The 20,918-nt window shown below is 41.7% G+C and carries 19 protein-coding genes and 1 pseudogene; 2 read left to right on the top strand and 18 right to left on the bottom strand.

What is annotated here, in order from left to right:
* Positions 1-78: 78 nt before the first annotated feature.
* The gene (locus EEL30_13750; GenBank protein QDX95769.1) at positions 79-1,011 is read left to right on the top strand and encodes a Na/Pi cotransporter family protein; all 933 of its coding nucleotides are present in this window, start codon (positions 79-81) and stop codon (positions 1,009-1,011) included.
* A 391-nt stretch (positions 1,012-1,402) separates the two neighbouring features.
* Here EEL30_13750 and EEL30_13745 read toward each other — a convergent pair whose 3' ends face one another.
* The 17 genes from EEL30_13745 to EEL30_13665 form a co-directional block, all read right to left on the bottom strand.
* Positions 1,403-2,074: an LrgB family protein gene (locus EEL30_13745; GenBank protein QDX95768.1), complete on the bottom strand. Its 672-nt coding sequence runs from the start codon at positions 2,072-2,074 to the stop codon at positions 1,403-1,405.
* Between the two features lie 5 nt (positions 2,075-2,079).
* Positions 2,080-2,460: a CidA/LrgA family protein gene (locus EEL30_13740; protein ID QDX93272.1), complete on the bottom strand. Its 381-nt coding sequence runs from the start codon at positions 2,458-2,460 to the stop codon at positions 2,080-2,082.
* 271 nt (positions 2,461-2,731) lie between these two features.
* The gene (locus EEL30_13735) at positions 2,732-3,163 is read right to left on the bottom strand and encodes an NUDIX domain-containing protein (GenBank protein ID QDX93271.1); all 432 of its coding nucleotides are present in this window, start codon (positions 3,161-3,163) and stop codon (positions 2,732-2,734) included.
* Positions 3,160-4,521: a tRNA (N(6)-L-threonylcarbamoyladenosine(37)-C(2))-methylthiotransferase MtaB gene (gene mtaB / locus EEL30_13730; protein ID QDX93270.1), complete on the bottom strand. Its 1,362-nt coding sequence runs from the start codon at positions 4,519-4,521 to the stop codon at positions 3,160-3,162. Before mtaB ends, EEL30_13735 begins: the two co-directional genes overlap by 4 nt.
* A gap of 31 nt (positions 4,522-4,552) precedes the next feature.
* Positions 4,553-5,284 carry a 16S rRNA (uracil(1498)-N(3))-methyltransferase gene (locus EEL30_13725; GenBank protein ID QDX93269.1) on the bottom strand — a complete coding sequence of 244 codons (732 nt, stop codon included), beginning with the start codon at positions 5,282-5,284 and terminating at the stop codon, positions 4,553-4,555.
* Between the two features lie 21 nt (positions 5,285-5,305).
* Positions 5,306-6,244 (bottom strand): 50S ribosomal protein L11 methyltransferase, encoded by a 939-nt coding sequence (locus EEL30_13720; GenBank protein QDX93268.1) that lies wholly within the window; start codon positions 6,242-6,244, stop codon positions 5,306-5,308.
* A gap of 35 nt (positions 6,245-6,279) precedes the next feature.
* On the bottom strand, positions 6,280-7,401 hold the full coding sequence (gene dnaJ, locus EEL30_13715) for a molecular chaperone DnaJ (GenBank protein QDX93267.1): 1,122 nt from the start codon (positions 7,399-7,401) through the stop codon (positions 6,280-6,282).
* A gap of 149 nt (positions 7,402-7,550) precedes the next feature.
* Entirely contained in the window at positions 7,551-9,392 is a 1,842-nt protein-coding gene (gene dnaK / locus EEL30_13710) for a molecular chaperone DnaK (protein QDX93266.1), read from the bottom strand.
* A 66-nt stretch (positions 9,393-9,458) separates the two neighbouring features.
* Positions 9,459-10,034, bottom strand: a complete 576-nt coding sequence (gene grpE / locus EEL30_13705; protein QDX93265.1) for a nucleotide exchange factor GrpE — start codon at positions 10,032-10,034, stop codon at positions 9,459-9,461.
* A 69-nt stretch (positions 10,035-10,103) separates the two neighbouring features.
* On the bottom strand, positions 10,104-11,159 hold the full coding sequence (gene hrcA, locus EEL30_13700; GenBank protein ID QDX93264.1) for a heat-inducible transcriptional repressor HrcA: 1,056 nt from the start codon (positions 11,157-11,159) through the stop codon (positions 10,104-10,106).
* 272 nt (positions 11,160-11,431) lie between these two features.
* Positions 11,432-12,577, bottom strand: a complete 1,146-nt coding sequence (locus EEL30_13695) for an oxygen-independent coproporphyrinogen III oxidase (GenBank protein ID QDX93263.1) — start codon at positions 12,575-12,577, stop codon at positions 11,432-11,434.
* 682 nt (positions 12,578-13,259) lie between these two features.
* Positions 13,260-14,204, bottom strand: coding sequence for an NAD-dependent epimerase/dehydratase family protein (locus tag EEL30_13690; protein ID QDX93262.1), 945 nt, complete (start codon positions 14,202-14,204; stop codon positions 13,260-13,262).
* 26 nt (positions 14,205-14,230) lie between these two features.
* Positions 14,231-15,373: a glycosyltransferase family 1 protein gene (locus EEL30_13685; protein ID QDX93261.1), complete on the bottom strand. Its 1,143-nt coding sequence runs from the start codon at positions 15,371-15,373 to the stop codon at positions 14,231-14,233.
* The gene (locus tag EEL30_13680) at positions 15,370-16,479 is read right to left on the bottom strand and encodes a CotS family spore coat protein (protein ID QDX93260.1); all 1,110 of its coding nucleotides are present in this window, start codon (positions 16,477-16,479) and stop codon (positions 15,370-15,372) included. Before EEL30_13680 ends, EEL30_13685 begins: the two co-directional genes overlap by 4 nt.
* Positions 16,480-16,731: 252 nt before the next feature.
* On the bottom strand, positions 16,732-17,253 hold the full coding sequence (locus EEL30_13675; protein ID QDX93259.1) for a hypothetical protein: 522 nt from the start codon (positions 17,251-17,253) through the stop codon (positions 16,732-16,734).
* A 762-nt stretch (positions 17,254-18,015) separates the two neighbouring features.
* Positions 18,016-18,189 carry a hypothetical protein gene (locus tag EEL30_13670; GenBank protein QDX93258.1) on the bottom strand — a complete coding sequence of 58 codons (174 nt, stop codon included), beginning with the start codon at positions 18,187-18,189 and terminating at the stop codon, positions 18,016-18,018.
* Positions 18,190-18,200: 11 nt separating this feature from the next.
* Positions 18,201-18,785, bottom strand: coding sequence for an IS3 family transposase (locus EEL30_13665; protein QDX93257.1), 585 nt, complete (start codon positions 18,783-18,785; stop codon positions 18,201-18,203).
* Positions 18,786-19,024: 239 nt separating this feature from the next.
* On the opposite strand from EEL30_13665, the pseudogene EEL30_13660 reads away from it, so the two are divergent.
* Positions 19,025-20,037: pseudogene (locus EEL30_13660) on the top strand (XRE family transcriptional regulator).
* Positions 20,038-20,697: 660 nt separating this feature from the next.
* Here EEL30_13660 and EEL30_13655 read toward each other — a convergent pair.
* A complete protein-coding gene (locus tag EEL30_13655) occupies positions 20,698-20,907 on the bottom strand; it encodes an XRE family transcriptional regulator (protein ID QDX93256.1) in 210 nt (69 codons plus the stop codon).
* Between the last annotated feature and the right edge of the window lie 11 nt (positions 20,908-20,918).

The raw sequence follows: 20,918 nt of genomic DNA, 5'->3' as shown, positions 1-20,918 counted from the left end.
ATCCTCCTAGTCATGCTTGTCTCTGTACAAGCATAGCGTATTCATAAGGTACCTTTCACGGGGGGAATTGAATTGTCCATGTTATATCACATCTTTTTGCCGTTTCTCATGGGACTCAGTTTCTTTTTGCTTGGACTGTACGCAATGCGAATTGGATTTAATCAATTGGCAGGACAGCGAATGGAACTGATTATAACACGTTTTACCCGCTCAACGACACATAGTTTTTTTTCAGGTCTTTTTTCTACCTTTGTTTTACAGAGCTCCACGGCTGTTACGGTCTTAACAATCGGTCTCACACAGGCAGGCATTATTGGCTTCTCACAGACGATTGGGATTATTTTAGGTACCAATGTGGGTTCTACCATTACAACCGAATTGATTGCCTTGCATCTTGAAGATTTTGCTGTTCCTATGCTATTGATTGGGGTAGCAATGTGGCTACAACCCAAGCGTAGGTCGAAAGCAATCGGACTGATCATCGGAGGTTTCGGACTCATTTTTCTGGGCATTGATACCATGCAAGTCATTGCCAAGCCATTAGAAAGCTCACAAACCTTCCGAACCTTGTTTCTTGAAAGTAAGCACTCTGTATGGATTGGTCTCTTAACTGGAACCGTCTTTTCGGCGTTAGTGCACAGCAGTGCTGCCACAACAGCCATTACCATGACATTAATCTCCTACGGTGTCTTTTCCATGGACACGGCTATTTCAATTGTATTAGGTGGTAACATTGGTACCTGCATCACCGCAATTATTGCTAGCATCGGTACAAACACCGCTTCCAAGCAGGTCGCATGGTGCCACACGCTATTTAATGTGGTCGGGGGACTTGTATTCCTGCCCTTTGTCTCGGTATTAGCTTATATAGCAGGACTATTGACAACCAATCCTTCCATGCAGATTGCCCATGCCCAGACTATTTTCAATTTGTTATGTTCGCTAATCGCTCTACCCTTTGCTCCTAGCATAGCCAAAGGGATTGAGTGGCTAATCCCGGATCGGAAATAAAAAAGGTAAGTACGTATGGTTTTCCGACCATATGTTACTTACCTTTTTCACATATCATTATTAGCTTACCTTTTTAACAAATAAAACACGCGATTCATTTTTTCCATCATAATCAGAGAAAACAGAAATGCCATCCACTTCTGTATCACCACGTTCAATTTCAAATCCCATTCTCTGATTAAGCAATGGAAGCCTTGTTGACAGGTGATGTTACGCAACGGACAATATGGCGCCCACTCCCTCGCACCTTTTGGAAAAATTCCTGATACAAGCAAAATGATTTGGCAGTAAGAATTAATCATGTACATACATCATCATTATAAGCCAAACCTCTTGCTACAAACAGCTTCGTTACATGATGGAGATCAGAAATTGTTCATCTCTATTTATTTTAAGAGAGTAGCATTTGAATAGGGATAAAATAAATAGACGTAATAATTCCCGCTAAAATCATTGCCAGGCTAGATGCCGCTGCTTTTCGCTGACTCTGATTCATCATCCCTGCCGTACCTACAGCATGTGCGCTGGTTCCTACAGCTAGCCCAATCGCCCAATCATCGGAAATACGTCCCACACGTAGCACAATTCGATACAGCAAGCTCCCGACAATACCAGTCACTGCTGTAAATAAAGCAGCTAATGCAGGTATTCCACCAATGGTATTAGTTAATTCGACTGAGATGGGGGTCGTGACTGATTTAGAAATCATGCTACGAATCAGTGTTTGATCTCCTCCCATTACCCAAATCAAAAACCACGAGGAAGATACGGCAACGATACAACCGCTGGCAACACCAGCAATGATGGATTTCCAAAGCTTTAATACCTGTTGAAATTGTCTAGCCAATGGAATGGCTAGAGCTACCGTTGCCGGACCTAAAAAGAAAGAAATGTAAGATCCTCCCCTGTCATATAATTTCCAATCACTATTGATGAGCCACCACACCAACCATACTATGATTGACGCTGCTATCATTGGCTGTACAAACGGATACCTTTTTGAAACCATTTTGGCCACCACATAACCAGTTAGTGTAAGGAGAATCGCAATAACCTCCCACATATTCATCATTCCCCCTGTTCACTCTGCTGCGGAAGTACCGCCTCTTTTCCTTTTTCCCAGTCACGCCACTTTTGGACCACAATTCCGGTTACCATCATGACGGCTACAGGGCCGGCCACCAATGCCACGAGGATGGCAAGCGGTTTTTGCTCCAAATAATGAAAATAAGGCGTTACCCCGACGATAATAGGCACAAAAAACAATAGCATATTTTTGAGCAAAAAATCTGCTGCTCCTTCCACTAACCGCAATGGTACCAATCCCGTTACCAGGCTTGTCGTCAAAAGTATTAGTCCAATGAGACTACCTGGAAGCGGAATATACAGGTAATTATGAAAGACAATGCCTAGCCCATAAAAGGCAAACAGGATGATCCATCCGTACATTCCTACCACTCCCTTTTCTATTTGTCGTTCTTTATCATAACGCTGATGAGCTAAGGATCAACCCCTTTTTTAACACTCTACTTAATTGTTCAATTTTGTATGCGGTTTCTTAGGTTCTGCTGTTCCTCTTTCTCTTACTGTCCCCCCCATAATCTAGGCAAACAACTCCCTATATCTTCCTGCCTCCTACTAAAAAAGATTAGAATACCTAGCCTCCTGACGGTACCAGCACAACAAAAGCCCAACCATCTCTGGTCGAGCTCTCATTGTTCTATATGATCTGGATACCCAAGGTTTTCAATGCTTTTTGTAAAACACTGCGGTTGTTGTGATATCCTGCTTGCTCATGTAGTTTCCAAGCTGCCTCTGGTTTGAGCCATTGCACCTCATCAATTTCTTCTACTTGAACTGTCACTTGATCCGTCAACGCTTTGACTAGATAATAGTGAACTTCTTTCTCCACCAAAATCTGTTGAATAGGATGCTCGTAGGTATAGTGAACAATCTCCAATAATGGACCTAGTTCCCCTTTTATCCCCGTCTCCTCTTCAATTTCACGAATGGCAGTCTGCATCAGAGTCTCTCTTGGCTCTTGCTTGCCTTTTGCTACCGTTACTTTGCCAAAACGATCCTTAATCATCAATAGGGTAAGTTCCCCGTCTCGTTCGCGGTAGACGACACCGCCTGCAGAGATTTCTTTCATACAGCTTTTCCTTTGCTTTCCATTCCAGTAGGCAAGGCTTCTAGAACACGTACGAACGTACCTGTGCAATATTCTGCATCGACTTCATCCAAACACACTTTGCAAATTTTTCCGATCATGTCCTCTGTACCTTCAAATACTACGTTCAGATAGTTATCGGAGTAGCCCATTAGCTTACCGCTAGTTGGGTCTTCTTTATAAGGACGCTCTGGAATAATTTCCAATACATCACCGATAAATGGTTGCGCATATTTCACAGATAACTGTTGATTTAATTCAATAAGTTTTGCTACTCGATACTTCTTCACTTCTTCATCCACTTGATCTTCCATGCGTGCAGCAGGCGTACCTGTGCGCATAGAATACGGGAAGACGTGCAACTCAGCAAAGCCTAATTCTTTAATAAAGTTGTAGCCAGTTACGAACTGTTCCTCAGTCTCACCCGGGAATCCAACAATAACGTCTGTCGTGATGGCAACCCCAGGTAATGCTTTACGCACTTTACGGATACGATCCATAAACTCTGCGGTCGTATATTTACGGCGCATGCGTTTTAACACATCATCATCGCCAGCTTGTAGAGGTACATGCAGATGACGACAAATCTTCTCGGAACGATCAATTACTGCAACGACTTCATCAGTAATTTGGCTTGCTTCAATAGAGCTGATACGAATGCGTTGTAGCCCTTCTACTTGTTCCAGTTCAACTAGCAATTTAGCTAGATTGTAATCCTCTAGATCCTCACCATATCCACCTGTGTGAATGCCAGTCAGAACGATCTCTAGATATCCTTCTGCTACTAGTTTTTCGGCTTGTTCTATCACACTCTCAGGTTTGCGGGAACGCATTAAGCCACGCGCCCACGGGATAATACAGAAGGTACAGAAGTTGTTACAGCCTTCTTGAATTTTAAGAGAAGCACGAGTACGATCTGTAAAATTAGGTACATCCAATTCTTCAAATTCGCGTGTTTTCATGATATTACCTACAGCGTTGATCGGTGTGCGTTCTCCACGGATCTGTGCCACATACTCCAATAAACGATCGCGTCCTTGCGTACCTACCACAATGTCTACACCTGGAATTTCGGCAATCTCTTTTGGTGAGGTCTGCGCATAGCAACCCGTAACAGCAACGATCGCCTCGGGGTTACGACGGATAGCGCGACGAATAACCTGACGACTTTTCTTGTCACCAGTATTGGTAACCGTGCAGGTATTAATAACGTATACATCAGCTACATCATGCTCAAAGTCTACCCGTTCATAGCCATTCTGCTTGAACAGGTTCCAAATCGCTTCTGTTTCATAACTATTTACTTTGCAGCCCAATGTATGGAAAGCAACCTTATTCATTGCTCTCCTCCTTTCAACTGTTACGTATGACTTATTCAAACTGATAGGAAACGGCAGCTAGCAAATACTGGCTGGCTGTTTCCGTGCGTAAAATACGTGGACCAAGCGAAACGGAATGGATACCGTTCTCTTCTGCATAGCGAATTTCACTTTCAGAAAATCCACCTTCTGGTCCAATCATGACGAAAAGCGAGTCGCCAACAGACAAGTTTGACAGCACCTCGCCTAATCTTTTGGTATCTTCTTTTTCGTAAGCAATGACAGCAGTCGTATAGTCTTTGGCATGTTCAACCACCTGCTTAAAGGAAAGCGGGGGTAGCACCTCAGGTAAATAGGCCCGATGTGATTGCTCGGCCGCTTCTTTTACAATTTTGGACCAACGCTCTAGCTTTTTAGCTTCTTTCTTAGCATCCAGCTTGACGATGGTACGCTCTGATTGAAACGGTACAAAGGAAGTAGCTCCAAGCTCCGTTCCTTTTTGCAAAATCCACTCTACCTTGTCGCCTTTTGGCAAACCCTGTCCAATCGTTACCGATACAGGTAACTCCGTTTGTTTAGTGATTGTCTCCACGATATCGGCGTACACTTCTTTGGAATCCAAGGCAGAAAGACGGGCTTTAACCACCCGTCCTCTCCCATCGCTAACCAAAATATGATCGCCAATCTCTGTACGCATCACCTTCACAATGTGGTGAACATCATCCCCGGTAATAACCACATGATTGTCAAAAAATTGTTGGCTATCTATAAAATAACGTTGCATCTGATTATTAACCCCATTATTCTAACGTTTTTTCGCGACAATTGCTACCCAGTCTTCCATGTAAACTGTTTCTATAACTTCCAAATTCGAGGCAGCTAACGCCTGTTTTACATCGTCTTCACGCGCCCCAATAATACCAGAAGCAATAAATGTACCATCTGGTAATAATACACGATGAACATCATCAGTGAAACGAATAATCACTTCTGCTAAGATATTGGCAACTACTACTTCCACTTTTTCAGTGATACCATCGAGCAGATTGTTCTGTCTCACCAAGACCTTATCATCCACCTTATTGATGCTACAGTTCTCTTGAGCAGAACGAACTGCAATCTCATCTAAGTCCATGGCAGTCAAGGAAGCTGCACCTAGTTTAGCGGCAGCAATACTTAAAATACCTGTTCCGGTTCCCACGTCATAGACACGGTCCCCTTCTTTAAGGTAACGCTCAATCGCACGAATACACAGTACGGTCGTAGGATGCGTACCTGTACCAAATGCCATACCAGGGTCCATTTCGATAATGAGCTCCCCTTCTCGCTTCGGTTGATAGTTCTCCCAGATCGGGGTGATCGTAATATGATCTGAAATTGCAACTGGTTTATAATATTTTTTCCATGCAGTTGCCCAATCATCTTCATGAACCTCAGTCATGGTGACGGTACCTTTACCGACATCCAATCCGAAGGTCAAAAGCTCGTTTACTTGCGTTTTAATCTCTTCTACCGTTTCACCCAAGTAGCTGTTCACAGGGAAATAAGCTTTTACAATGACACCATCAGTAGGAAAGTCATCTGGCGAGAGGTGGTAGATTTCACCAAAGGGCGTGCTCCACTCACGGGATAAAATTTCGGGATCTTCAATGACAACGCCACCTGCTCCCGCTTCATACAAAATACTAGAGACCGCCTCAACTGCCTCTGCCGTGGTGTGAATACTAACTTCCGACCAATTCATGCTCTACCATCCCCCATCTAGCTTTCCACAACATATTATTCACCGCGTAATCTACGCTTGATTTTATCAAAGAAATTCTCTTCCGGCTGTTCATGTAGGGGAGCACCATCCTCTAATCCCCCTAATTCACGTAACAAGTCTTTTTGACGATCTGTTAGTTTTGTAGGTGTTACTACTTTAATCTTCACGTGCTGATCGCCTCGGGCATTCCCACGCAAGTGTGGCACACCTTTACCGCGCAAACGGAAGAATGTGTTAGTTTGCGTTCCGGCTGGGATTTTCAGCTTCACTCGGCCATCCACCGTAGGCACTTCAATTTCATCACCCAAAGCTGCCTGAGCAAAATTGATTGGCATCTCACAATAAATGTCATTTCCATCGCGTTCAAAGAAATCGTGTTTACGCACGCGGAACATAACATAAACGTCACCCGCTGGACCACCATTCACACCAGCTTCGCCTTCGCCAGTGATACGCATTTGCTGACCATCATCTACGCCAGCAGGGATGGTAATGTGAATTGTGCGCTTGACCTTGTTGCGGCCAATGCCTCTGCAAGTCGTACATTTTTCCTTGATCTGTTTTCCTTTACCGCTACAAACAGAACAAACCCGACGATTAACAACGCGGCCAAATGGCGTATTTGCCTGTACTTCTTCCTGTCCAGATCCATTACATCTAGAGCAAGTTTCTACCTTCGTACCAGGCTTAGCGCCACTACCGTTACACGTATCGCATTCCACTTCACGTTGAATCTCGATATCCCTATCTTTGCCAAACACAGCATCCAAGAAGTCAATATTGATTGCATACTCCAAATCAGCACCACGGCGTGGCGCATTCGGATTAGCACGGCGTCCACCGCCACCAAAGAACATATCAAAAATATCACCAAAACCGCCCATTCCAGAACCATCAAAGCCACCACCAAAGCCTTGGTTCGGATCTTGATGTCCAAAACGGTCATATTGTCCACGTTTTTGGTCATCTGAGAGTACATCATATGCATCTTTTACTTCTTTAAATTTAGTTTCAGCATCCGCTTCTTTATTAACGTCAGGATGATACTGTCTCGCTAACTTGCGGTATGCCTTCTTTATGTCATCTGCACTGGCATCTTTTCCAAGACCCAGTACCTCATAATAATCTCTTTTCATACCTGTCTATCACTCCCGTATCCAAGACAATCAAAGATAATCTTAGCATGTATACTTGCAAGCTTCAATAGAATCCCCATTCCATAAAGGAAAAGAGTCAAAGTCAACATTGTGTGACTTTGACTCTTCTAAAATCCCTGTATCTATTCTTATTGTTTCTTCTCTTCGTCAACTACTTCATAGTCAGCATCTACTACATTATCTTTTCCTGTTTGAGCCGCACCTTCTCCGTCAGCATTTTGAGCCGCTTGTTGTGCTTGTGCTGCTTGCTCATACAATTTGATAGATAATTGCTGAACGATTTCAGAAAGCTCTTCTTTCGCCGCTTTAATCTCGTCGAAGTTGCCGCCTTCCAATGCTTTTTGTGTTTTTTCTTTCGCTTCGTTTGCTTTGTCGATCTCAGCTTGTTCTACTTTTCCTTCTAAATCTTTCAACGTTTTCTCAGTTGTAAATACTAACTGATCTGCTTCGTTGCGAACTTCTACTTCTTCTTTGCGCTTCTTATCTGCTTCAGAATTTAGTTCCGCTTCTTTTACCATGCGGTCGATCTCTTCGTCAGAAAGACCAGAGTTAGAAGTGATCGTGATCGTTTGCTCTTTACCTGTTCCCAAGTCTTTTGCTCGTACGTTTACGATACCGTTAGCATCAATATCAAAGCTAACTTCTACTTGTGGAACACCACGAGGAGCTGGTGGGATATCGTTCAATTGGAAACGACCCAAGGTTTTGTTGTCTGTTGCCATTTGGCGCTCCCCTTGCAACACGTGGATATCAACCGCTGTTTGGTTGTCCGCTGCTGTAGAGAACACTTGAGATTTACTTGTTGGGATGGTTGTATTGCGGTCGATCAATTTTGTGAACACGCCACCCAATGTTTCAATACCTAGAGAAAGTGGTGTTACGTCAAGTAGTACCACGTCTTTTACATCACCAGTTAATACACCCGCTTGAACTGCAGCACCAAGAGCTACTACTTCGTCTGGATTTACACCTTTATGTGGATCTTGACCAATAAACTTCTTGATTGCTTCTTGTACCGCTGGGATACGAGTAGAACCACCAACTAGAAGAACGCGATCGATTTGATTTGGAGAAAGACCAGCATCGGATAGAGCTTGACGAGTAGGACCCATTGTACGCTCTACCAAACCAGCAGAAATCTCTTCAAATTTCGCACGGGACAAATTGATTTCCATATGTTTCGGACCAGATGCATCCGCTGTGATAAATGGCAGAGAGATCGTCGTCGTTACTACACCGGACAAATCTTTTTTCGCTTTTTCAGCTGCATCTTTCAAACGTTGCATTGCCATACGATCTTGAGCTAGGTCAATGCCGTTTTCTTTTTTAAATTCCGCCACCAAATAGTCCATAACCACTTGGTCAAAATCGTCTCCGCCTAGTTTGTTATCTCCAGAAGTTGCTTTTACTTCAAAGAATCCTTCAGATAATTCAAGGATAGATACGTCGAATGTACCACCGCCCAAGTCATAAACAAGGATCGTTTGGTCATCGTTTTTCTCTAAACCATAAGCAAGTGCTGCCGCTGTAGGCTCATTGACGATACGCAAAACTTCCAAGCCAGCAATACGTCCAGCATCTTTAGTAGCTTGGCGTTGGCTATCATTGAAATAAGCAGGGACTGTGATAACCGCTTGAGTTACCGGTTGTCCTAGGTATGCTTCTGCATCAGCTTTTAGCTTTTGCAAGATCATTGCAGAAACCTCTTGCGGTGTATAATCTTTGCCTTCCAATGTTTCTTTATGATTTGTACCCATCCAACGTTTGACGGAACTAACCGTATTATCAGCGTTTGTAATCGCTTGGCGTTTTGCTGTCTCCCCAACAATGCGCTCTCCGTTTTTAAAAGCTACTACAGAAGGAGTTGTACGGTTTCCTTCGGCGTTGGCAATAACGATAGGCTCGCTACCTTCCATAACTGCTACACAAGAGTTAGTTGTACCAAGGTCAATACCAATTACACGACTCATAAATCTTTTCCTCCTCAATTATCTACAAAATATGGATGATTTACTTGCTGAAAAAAGCTCTTTTACTTACGAGTTTACTTTAACCATAGCAGGACGAATGACACGGTCCTTAAATTGATAACCTTTTTGTAATTCTTCTACAACAGTATTTGCTTCGTAGTTAGAATCTTCCACTTGCATCACAGCTTGATGCACATGTGGGTCAAACGCTTTTCCTACTGATTCAACCGCTTGTAGGCCTTCTTGCTCAAATACTTGCACCACTTGACGGTATACCATTTGTACTCCTTGCAAAATGCTTTCAGCCGTAGCGGTGCTAGGATCAACAGCAAGAGCGCGTTCAAAGTTATCAAGCGCTGGCAACAAGGATTCTACTACCTTTTGAGAGGCGTATTTTTGCAAATCCTCTTGCTCTTTACGTGAGCGACGACGCATATTGTCCATATCTGCTAGGTTGCGTAGCAAGCGGTTTTCTTGCTCTTGCAATTGAGCTTGTAGGCGCTCCACTTCCATAGCTAGGTCAATCGTTTCCCCTGTTTCTGTTGCCTCTGATTCGGTTTGTTCAACCGGTTCATTTTGCTCTACGTGGTCTTGAACCATGTCTTCTTGCTCTAGTTCAACCTTTGCTTTCTCTTCGCTCAATCTGACTACCTCCTACTGTGACTAATAATCTATGTAAGCGAGCAATTGTAACCCGCCCGCCCGTGTTCGTCATGAATCCTCTTGCCCTTCTGTAGATCGTCCTTCTATCTGTGCATTTAACATCTGTGACAATCCCAAAGCAATGAAATCCAGGACAGCAATCACTTTGCCATACTCCATGCGCGTAGGTCCGAGTATACCAATTGTACCTACGGGTTTACCTTTAAAGGAATAACTGGTGGTTACAATGCTACAATTCTTCATAGCGTCGAGATGGTTTTCGTGGCCGATGCGTATCTGTAATCCCTTATCATTGGTTTCAAACAGATGCGTCATTTGATCACTGCGTTCAAATAACTCCAAAATCTCTTTGACTTTTTCCACATCCTGAAACTCGGGCTGCTCCATGAACTTAGTAGTTCCCCGTAACAGTAAGCGCTCAGATGAATCACCCTCAATAGCAGTACTAATCATTTTCAACATCTCTTCATAATGATCAACATGGCGTTTCAATTCATCGGATACTTCCTGATACAAGCGTTGGCGCAGTTGCCATAGTGGTGTATCTTGCAGTTTTGTGTTTAAAACATTGACCAATTTCTCCATATCGCTCGGTGATAAACCCGCTGGCAAATCAATACGCTTATTTTCAACACGCCCTGTTTGAGTCACAATAATCGCCACAGCTTGTGTGTCACTCAATGGAATAATTTGCAGATGTTTCAAGCGATGTTCAAAGATTTCTGGTCCAAGTACCACTGCCGTGTAATTCGTCAATTGGGAAAGAACCGAAGCTGTCTGTTCCACGGCATTTTCAAAATGCAAAATCCGATCGGCAAACATTTGCTTCCAAATGCTCGCGTCTACATTATTCAGCAAATTGGGTTCCACCATGTGATCCACGTAAAAGCGGTAGCCTTTTGTGGAAGGAACACGTCCCGCAGAAGTATGCGGCTGTTCCAGATAACCCAACTCCTCCAAATCAGACATTTCGTTACGAATTGTAGCCGAACTGAAGGTAACTTCCGGTCGTTTGGAAATGGTTCTGGAGCCAACAGGTTCTGCCGAATGAATATAATTTTCAATAATCGCTTGCAAGATCAGCTTTTGTCGCTCCGATAACATAGCTAAACGCCCTCCTTCTAGTAGTGTTGACTCATTCGCTTGGAAACTTCTGGTTTGGTTTTGTTAGCACTCAGATCAAGCGAGTGCTAAAGGATACTAATAACTTATCAAGTGATAGAACATTTGTCAACTTCTCTCCTGTGAAAAAAGCAAAAAACTAGGAGAGAAAAAGCACTTTTTTCGGGTTTTCTCCGCATAAAAAGTGCTTCCTGTTGTAATCTTGTTTTTTCCGATACCATTTCTCTAGTACCTAGTTTCATCTCATGCTGTATCTACACTCGCAAAAAAGCAGCAAATACTTCATTGCCAAGCGGTAGTCCTTTTGACGTAAGTCGTACATGCTGATCCACGATCTCTACCATACCTTTTTGCAATTCCCGTTCTAATGGCTCCCCGAACTCATCTTGCACAGTTTGACCAAAGCGATTCGCAAAAGTCTCTAAGTCTACTCCTTCACGCAAACGTAACCCCAGAATCATCTGTTCTTCCATCGCTTCTTTTTGTGTTACCTCAAACTCCTCTACACGCGGAGAACCTTCCATCGCCATGCGTGTGTAGACAGCAAGTGGACCTGCATTGACATGTCGTCTACCGTTCATATATCCATGCGCTCCAGCTCCAATGCCATAATAATCTTGATTCAACCAGTAGGTTTTATTATGTCGGCTTTGTTTACCTGGTTTGGCAAAATTACTAATCTCATACATGGACATCCCATGCTTCTCCAGTGTTTCTATTAAAAGAAGATACATCTCAAGCTCTGTGTCCTCTGTAGGCAATGGTAGTTGATCTTTTTGATACAAGGTATGAAAAAGCGTATTCTCCTCTACTTTTAAACCATAGGAGGACAGATGTGTAATCGGTAGCTCCATCGCTTTTTGCAAGCTTTGAGCAAACATCTCCATCGTCTGATCTGGTAAACCAAACATTAAATCAATAGAGATATTGTCAAATCCGGCTTGAACCGCGTTATTCACACTTTGATAAACCTCATCCACATCATGAATCCGACCAATACGTTTTAACAAATCACTTTGGAAAGATTGCACACCAAAACTAATTCGATTTACTCCAGATGATCTCATCAGCGTTAATTTTTCAAGATCAGTGGTACCAGGATTTGCTTCCATGGTCCACTCTAGGTCATCGCTAAAATAGGGAGCAAGGTGCTCATTAACCATCTGCAAAAATAGCGCCATCTGCTCCTGATCTAAATATGTTGGAGTACCTCCTCCAACAAAAATCGTTTTGATCTTCTCAGGGGGATTTTGCTGGAAAGTAAGCGTCATTTCCCGGCGTAAAGCTTCTAAGTAATCCCAAACCAGCTGGGGATTATTGGTTACAAAAGAATTGAAATCACAGTAATAGCATTTATTTGTACAAAAGGGGATATGGATATATACAGTATTCGGGGCCATGTCTACCCCTCCTTGTTTTCAAAGTTGTACCTAATAAAGAGAAGACCTGACAGCCAGAACGGTGTCAGGTCACGACTCTTACTTATCATCCATGCGTAAAACAGCCATGAATGCTTCTTGCGGACAAAGAGTATTTACCTGCATCTAACTGTATTCTGTTTTATTCTACAAACATTGATAGAGCAATGTTTTATGGGTGCTAGAACATCATAATGTATTCTTATATATCACGTCAACTCGCCGTTTATCCACCAAGTATGGTGGCTCCACGGTGCGAGATTTAAGAAATTAATCGAACAAAGGAGCCTATTATAATAGAAACAGTAAAAATTAATAGAAGTCTACGACAGTAAAACTCGTTTGATATTTGGATACTTCTCTACGCTGGAGCAAGCCAAAAAAACTATTGAAGAATCAAACCCATTTTAGTGGGAAGGCGAACCTGCTTTCAAGGAGCTTACAGGAATAGATTGCTCTATATAGTACGCAAAAGACCGCTCAGATAATTTGGACGATCTTCTTTCTTCTAGCTCTTTTCAATTTTCACCACATCTTGAACCGGTATGCTTGATGGTGATGGGGGTAAAGTCGTCCTTTTATGGCTAAAAGAGCCTTGCGGCTCTAAGGGCGAAAATTATGCAAAACGCTTACACTAGTAAATGAGAATCGGTACGGTTATGAATCAAAGATTGTACAGCGTTTTGATATCTTGAATTTGTAAATAGATTCCCTTCTCCAAGTCAAATTGCGGATTGTAATGTAACATATTCTTTGCTTTTGTAATATCCGCCCACGTATGTTTCGGATCTCCTGATTGTTCCGGAAAGTGCTGAAATTTCGCTTTTTTTCCTGTGTATTTTTCTGCGATGCGAATCACTTTATTAATGCTTAATCGCGAAACTCCCCCTATATTGAATACTTCTCCCACATATTCGGATTGCATAGCGAGAAAATTAGCGACAACAACGTCGTCAATAAACGTAAAGTCTCGAGACTGCTCACCATCGCCAAAAATTACAATGGGACGTTCTTGCAGAATGCAATAAATAAATTGATGAAAAGCCATATCCGGACGTTGACGCGGTCCGAATACAGTAAAATAGCGAAGTGAAATAACAGGAACTTGAAAATTTTGTGCGTATAATTGACATAAGTGTTCGGCTGATAATTTAGTTACTCCATAAGGAGAGATCGGATGCGGGGTTTGCCTCTCATCTGCTGGCCCTGTCATCCCTCCATACACGGAGGAGGAAGACGCATACACTATTTTTTTTATCGCAGAATTCTGAGCTGCTTCTAACAATAGCTGTGTCACTAGAATGTTATTGTCCGTATACTCTTTAAAGCTTTTTCCCCAGCTTGTTCGTACGCCTGGAATAGCCGCCAAGTGAAAAATATAGTCGAAGCTGTGAAGAAACGGCTTAAGCGGGTACGTAGCCAAATCAACTTCCAAAAACCGAAATCGGCTATACTGTTTAAGCGTTTCTAAATTACGCTCTTTTATCCAACGTTCGTAGTTAGCTTTGTATGCATCAATTCCTGTTACATCATACCCTTCACGCAAAAGAAAGTGACAGAGGCTTGAACCAATGAACCCACTGCAGCCGGTTACCAGTACTTTTGCCATTCATTGTTCCCTCTTTCTGCCAAGCATTAGTGTTCCCCATTCCAGACTTCCAGTATTTCACTCGATACGCGTCCCCAATCGTAATGCTGAATGGCTAATTTCCTTCCCTTACTTCCCATCTTTTTCATCGCATTCTGATTGGAGAGCAGAGTGGAAAGCGCTCTCGTAAACGCGTCCGGATTTTCGGGTTGATCGATAATCAATCCATTTTGCTGATTAATCATTACTTCCGGATTGCCGCCGCGCGCAGTAGTTATAATCGGCAATCCTGCTGCCATCGCTTCATAATGAACACGGGCCAAAGGTTCTTCCCACTGAGAAGGACAGACAAATACATCTCCAGTCCAGAACCACTTATGAACTTGATCAGCATGAACAAATCCAGTGTTGATTACCGGAATAGGCGAATGGGCAGCAAGTGCACGGACATATGCTACATAGTCACTAATCTCATCATCGCTGTACCATTTACTACCGACTAAAACCAAAGCACAGTTTTTATGTTTGGCAGCAAGGCCATTCATAGAGCGTACAAGAATATCCACGCCCTTCTTCGGTGAAAGACGACCTACAAAAAGAATGACTTTCTTGGACTGAAGCTGGAATTGACGTCTCAGTTCCTCTCGCTCTTTTATAACTGTATCAGATGCATCCGGAATATAGCGCTTTATATCTACTCCAGAGTATATCGTTTTTACCTTATCGGACGCTTGTGGATAAAGATCGACGATCGTCCTTCCCACATAATTGCTTACCGTAACGATACGCTCCACCTGTTCGATAGCGGTTGAAGCTTCAACTGGATCAATCTTCTCCGGTAAAAACATATCATTATGCATGCTGAGTATAATGCGTGCGTTTGGGGCTACTTGACGTATTGGGGCGATAAGACGTGGTCGATTAAAGACATGAATTAGATCGAAGGAGTTTTCGCTAAGATAAGAAACAACCCCTTTAAGATAAATATCAAGCAATTGGCCTGGTACCCTTACATAAGTGATGTTGTCTACTTTTTGTTTCGATGGAAGCTCGGGATCTGTAATCCCGAGGATTGTTACATCATGATGCTTGCCAAGTAGCGGGGACACCCCGGCAATATAGCTTTGAATGGCTCCCCCTCGTATGGGCGGAACAGGAAGTTTTTCTGTACAAATCATTAATACTTTCATTTGTTCCCACCGTCTTTCCCATCAAAGTTCCAGTTATTACTTAACTCCGTCAGTGCAGGCCACTTCGTAGCATCTGATTTCTCTAATCGAAGCAGCAAATCAACTAATTCATCATTAAGAAAGGTAGTTGGGCTGTAGACCATTTCTTTTACATGTTTATAGAACTCATTCGGTAATGACATATCGATAAGAAGTATCTCGTATAGGGCGGGGTCAATCGGGTTCGCTTGCTCGTAAGCTTCAATCATTCCTCGCATCCACTTCACATCCCAGACGCCCATATCGTCCATTGTGCTTGTAATCAACTTGCGCAAGTCACGGATCGGAAAATCGTACGCAACCCCGTCCAAATCAATAATCCAAATTCCTCCGGGACCTTGCTGTCCGTTTGACCATCCGTAATCCTGGTGAACAATTCCCCAATAAGGTCCACCTTTAGCCACTAGGCTCGCATAAGGAGAACTCTCCAATTTTGCTAATGCTTCACGTGCCTGCTGTTCGTATACATCAACCATAGAGAGAATTGTCTTACTGGCAGGCATATCGGAGTACGCATGAGCTAATATGCGAAACCAATCTATTTTGGTTATGATTTTCTTATACACCTGGGGGTAACGGTGCAAACGGGAAGCATTTGCAGCACCAGTAGGTGGCACGTATCCCTGTGAATGCCGATGAAATTCGCCGAGCCCATAACAAAGCGCCTGTGCTCCTTCCAAGTCGATTTTACTTTCTTGAATCAATGATTCAATCCACTCTGCCACAATCCAAAGTTTCCCACCGGCGTTTACATAGTTTTCTCCACTCTTAGCATGTATCAATTTCGGAACGCGTGCACCCTGTTCAACGAGATATTCTTGTGCACCAATACTAAAAAGACTTCGTTCTGGGGAGCGATGCAAGATTTTCAAGCTACGCGGCCCTCTGTCCGTTTCAATCTTCCAAATCGCACCTCCTTTGTCTGGCTTAGAGGTAATCATCGTCATGCTTTTTACTATCATGTCATAATGAGTCATGACCTGTTTCGCTAGATCTTCAACTTCCAGCGGTACATTATCTAGATCTTGTTCAGTCGTTTCCCATGGTTTAATGATGTAATCTACCATTGCGTTGCCCCCTTTTCCATATATCGTAGAATACGTTTACAGGTAAGTTATGGAACTAGATTTATGCCTTTAAATAAAAATTGGTCTAATGTAACGTTTATTATCAATGATAAATAACTATATTTTTGTATAGAAATTTTACCGTTTCACCAAAAGCTATATAAACCACTGTGGTATCTTCTACAAACATGAGGAACGTAGGTCCACATGAGAACGAGTGGCTCATGAAATCTGCTCGATTTAGGAACAAGATCAATAATAAGAAGAGGGCGTTCTAATAATAGGAAGCATCCCTCTTCTTTTAAACATGGATGAATAAAATAGGCCACCGTTATTTCGCAGAACTGTCCTCATCTTCTTCAGATTCGTCTTCTTCAGATTCGTCTTCTTCAGATTCGTCTTCTTCAGATTCGTCTTCTTCAGATTCGTCTTCTTCAGATTCGTCTTCTTCAGATTCGTCTTCTTCGGATACGTCTTCTTCGGATACGTCTTCTTCGGATACGTCTTCTGCGGATACGTCTTCTTCGGATACGTCTTCTGCGGATACGTCTTCTTCGGATACGTCTTCTTCGGATACGTCTTCTTCGGATTCTTCAGATTCTTCCAACTCCAACTCCACTTTTTCTCCATCTGCGAATTCGTCGTCTTCGGATTCTTCGGATTCTTCGGATTCTTCCAACTCCAACTCCACTTTTTCTCCATCTGCGAATTCGTCGTCTTCGGATTCTTCGGATTCTTCGGATTCTTCCAACTCCAACTCCACTTTTTCTCCATCTGCGAATTCGACGTCTACTTCTACTACTTCATCCCAATCAACTTTAGCAAACATACTTTTAACCGTATCTTCTGACGATTCCTTTAGTTCGTATTTTTTTTCTTCACCGCTTTTGAATTTCACTTGAATTTCTTCAACTTCCTTTTCTCCGTTTAATAATTTTTTAATGATTTCGTTAAATATCATGGATATTCAACCCCTTCTTTTGATAGAAATGTTTTCCTTATATCGTAGAATATGTTTACAGGTAAGTTATGGAACTAGACTTGTATCTTTTTTTAAAAAAATGGTTTGCTATGCCGCCCCTGCAAATTGGAATAAAATATGTTTCCCTTGAGGGAACATAATAGATGTATTTGGTTTATGATACATTATGATAATTCCTTATAAACCAACAATTTTACCCACTTGCATAATATGATTTAGGATAGTTTTTTTATAGTTTAGGATTGTTTTCGTCCCCACCGTCCCCTTAAACCATTATTTTCCTCCTCAAATGAAGAAATTCGACAAACTTTCGTATTTTTTACGTTCTAAAAAGTACCGTTAAGGATAAGTAAGAATAACGGCACTATAATAGGAAAGTATAAATTTCATGTAAGATATTTTCGGTTAGCCTTTGATACAAATATGGTCAAAATATGGTCACGGAATCGGTCTAACCATTAACGGGAAAAAATAGAAAAGCAGTTGACGAATCAGATGCAAATAGACCACTTGTAATTGATATTATCCCTGTCAAGTAGACAACTTTAAACAAGCTAGGCTGCCTGAGTTCGGTATTCTACCGGACTCAGGTTTTTTAATCGAGATTGAAACCGTTGCTGATTATAGAAATTAATGTAGCCGTGAAGAGCTTCTTCCACTTCTTCATCCGTTTGAAACGAATGAAGGTACAAACACTCTGCTTTTAAATGCCTAAAGAACACCTCAATACAGGCGTTATCTAAACAGTTACCTTTCTAGACATGCTTGCTACGATTTTATATTGCTGAAGGAACTGGTTGTACTGCTTTGAGGTGTACTGGTATCCTTGATCACTGTATAGGAGGACTCCGTTTACATCCCGTTTTTTAATCGCCAATTTTACGGTATCCATTACGAGCCGTAAATCATTACGTTTGCTTGTTTTGTAGGCAACAACTTCGTTGTTATACATGTCGTATATGACAGACAGATACAGACGGCGACCATTAAACAGTATGTAGGTAATATCTGTAGCCCATTTCTCATTTGGCCGTGAGGCGCAAAAATTTCGATTCAGCTTGTTTTCGGAGATGACAACCTTCTCTTTGCCTCCAAAGAATTTTCGTTTTTTACGGATGCACGCTTGTATCCCAAGTTCCCTCATGATGCGATACACACGTTTATGATTGACTTTTAGCCCGTACCTTCTAAATAGCCACACTTTTATTCGGGGATACCCGTAAATACCTTTGACCTCTTGATGACACTCCATGATCATTTCTCTTAACTTTTTAGACAATTCTTTAATAAGCTCGAAAAAACAGCGTTTATCTTTCTGTTTCACCTCTTTTCTAGACCTAGCCACTTTTTTAAGAATTCGTTCTCTGCGCGTAATCGAACTATCTCTTCCTCAGTGCTCTCTGGCCTTGTTCGCGGTCTTCCTCTAAGAGGATTTGGTGTTCTCCACGGCTTTTAACTTAAAATCCTTTGAATTACAAAATTTTATTCATATTTATATAATTATACATTCGAGGTAGAATGTTAAGAAATATCATGTTTTATTAATTTAGGAAGGGGATTAACATGGCGGAAAGTTTAACTTTCACAACATTGGGGGGAACTGATAAAAGAAAAAAGGGCGGAATTAGGCATAAGCTTGTCTGAATTAGCAAGACTGAGCGGAGTAAGCAAGGGCGTCCTTTCTAAAATTGAAACAGGTGAAACAAAACGACCAGAACTAAGTACACTAAAGTCATTAATGGAGGTTCTAAGGTTTCCTTATGATGAAGTAATAGAATACTATGTAGAGTCAGAAGATCGTATCAATGTTTTAAATGCCTTTTTGTCAGAAGCAATTGAGATTTCTCACCTCTCTTTGATATCGAAAGTTGCTATAAAATTTTTAGCATCTCCCCGCGAAGACACATATAATCTACTAGAACGTCTGTACGAACTTGCTGATACTTGTACTTGCAATGAAGTGAAACTCTCACTCTATGATGCAATAGTCCAGTATGCCCGACAACATGGGGTACCAAAGTATGTAGCAAAAGGGTTGTTCCAGACATACTTTATTACTGTTAAGGGATTTAGATCATTTAGAAGAAGTATTCAAATTAGGAGAAGAGGTTTTATATTATAAGGAGTTTTTGAACCAAGAAGAAAGAATAAAATTCCTGTATAGAATGGCACTTCTTGCACATGATCTTAAAAAGTATGAGAAGTGTATTCAACTTGGAAGGATGGGACATGCCGAAGATACAACAGAAAATGAGAATATGGAAAGGGTTGCTTTAGCGATTTGTAACTCTTACATGTTTGAAGAAAACTACGATGAATTGGAGAAACATCTCCAGTTGTATAAAAAATTAGGTTATAAATTTATACTTGATCGTATTAAGTTTTTTCGAGCTATCATTCTTGCTAGAACAGGGAATGAGAAAGAGGCAATTCCTCTATTGAAAGAATGTGTGGCAGAATCGACTGAAAATAATCGATTACATAGAGTAAACGAGTTAGTCGAAGCGTTACTTAGAATTAATGATACAGATTCACTCCAACATATCTTAGAGCAAGAGGAGAAAAATACCACAGTTAAAATAAAATCTAGCTATTATGTGAGCAACCGTCCGAATCCCCATATTCGGACTTTTTCGTCTTGTTTGAGTTGAGTTACACTCCTTTTTTCTTCAAGAGCTAACTATACGTTTTGCCGCTCCTGCCCACTAGCAATCCTTACTCTATCAGCAAGTTCACCAATGTATTTCGCTTGCTCCTTCATCCCATTGCATCACTAACTTTCCATTGCGTTTTCAAAACCAAAATAAGTTCATCTGCTAACATTTTATCCACCGTTGTTTTCTCCTTCATGTGTGTATCCCAAAAAGCTATTTCCATCCAGTTCATGTCTACGTTGCCCTTACATGGGATTGTATTGATCTTTATGAAGGTGCTATTACAGTTGATAAGATCATGGTCAATAAAGAAAAAGAATGGGCTTAAATACGGAGAGTTTACTCACATTTGACCGATAAAATGAAAAATCAAACTGTGGACATATTCGAACGACTCATGAATGAAGGTAAATAATCCCCCACCATTTTACCAATCCGGTGGCTATAGGGTGGCTGTGTTTTTAATGAACTAAAAAGCTCTGCCATACGTTGGTGAATAATCCACATCTGCACCATCTCCTTAACTTTGATGGTGAATTGTATGTAGTTGATGGCTACAAATTGCATGTCCATTTTAAAAAATTAGTCCAGAGCTTCTAACCAGATTTCTTCTATTGGCATGTTCAAAGCCTTTGCTATTTGAAAAGCGGTTATTAGAGTAGGAAGATTCTTTCCTTGAACTATCTGACTCAATGAAGCATGAGAGATAGGCTCGTCCATCTGTTTTAATAAATCAAGTTGTTTCATATTACGTTCAGCTAAAATAATGCGCAGACGACACTGTAGCTTCAAGAACTATCACC

It is taken from the genome of Brevibacillus laterosporus (assembly GCA_007833815.1).
In the GTDB taxonomy this organism is placed as follows: domain Bacteria; phylum Bacillota; class Bacilli; order Brevibacillales; family Brevibacillaceae; genus Brevibacillus_B; species Brevibacillus_B laterosporus_D.
This window is presented reverse-complemented; position numbering and strand designations above follow the sequence as displayed.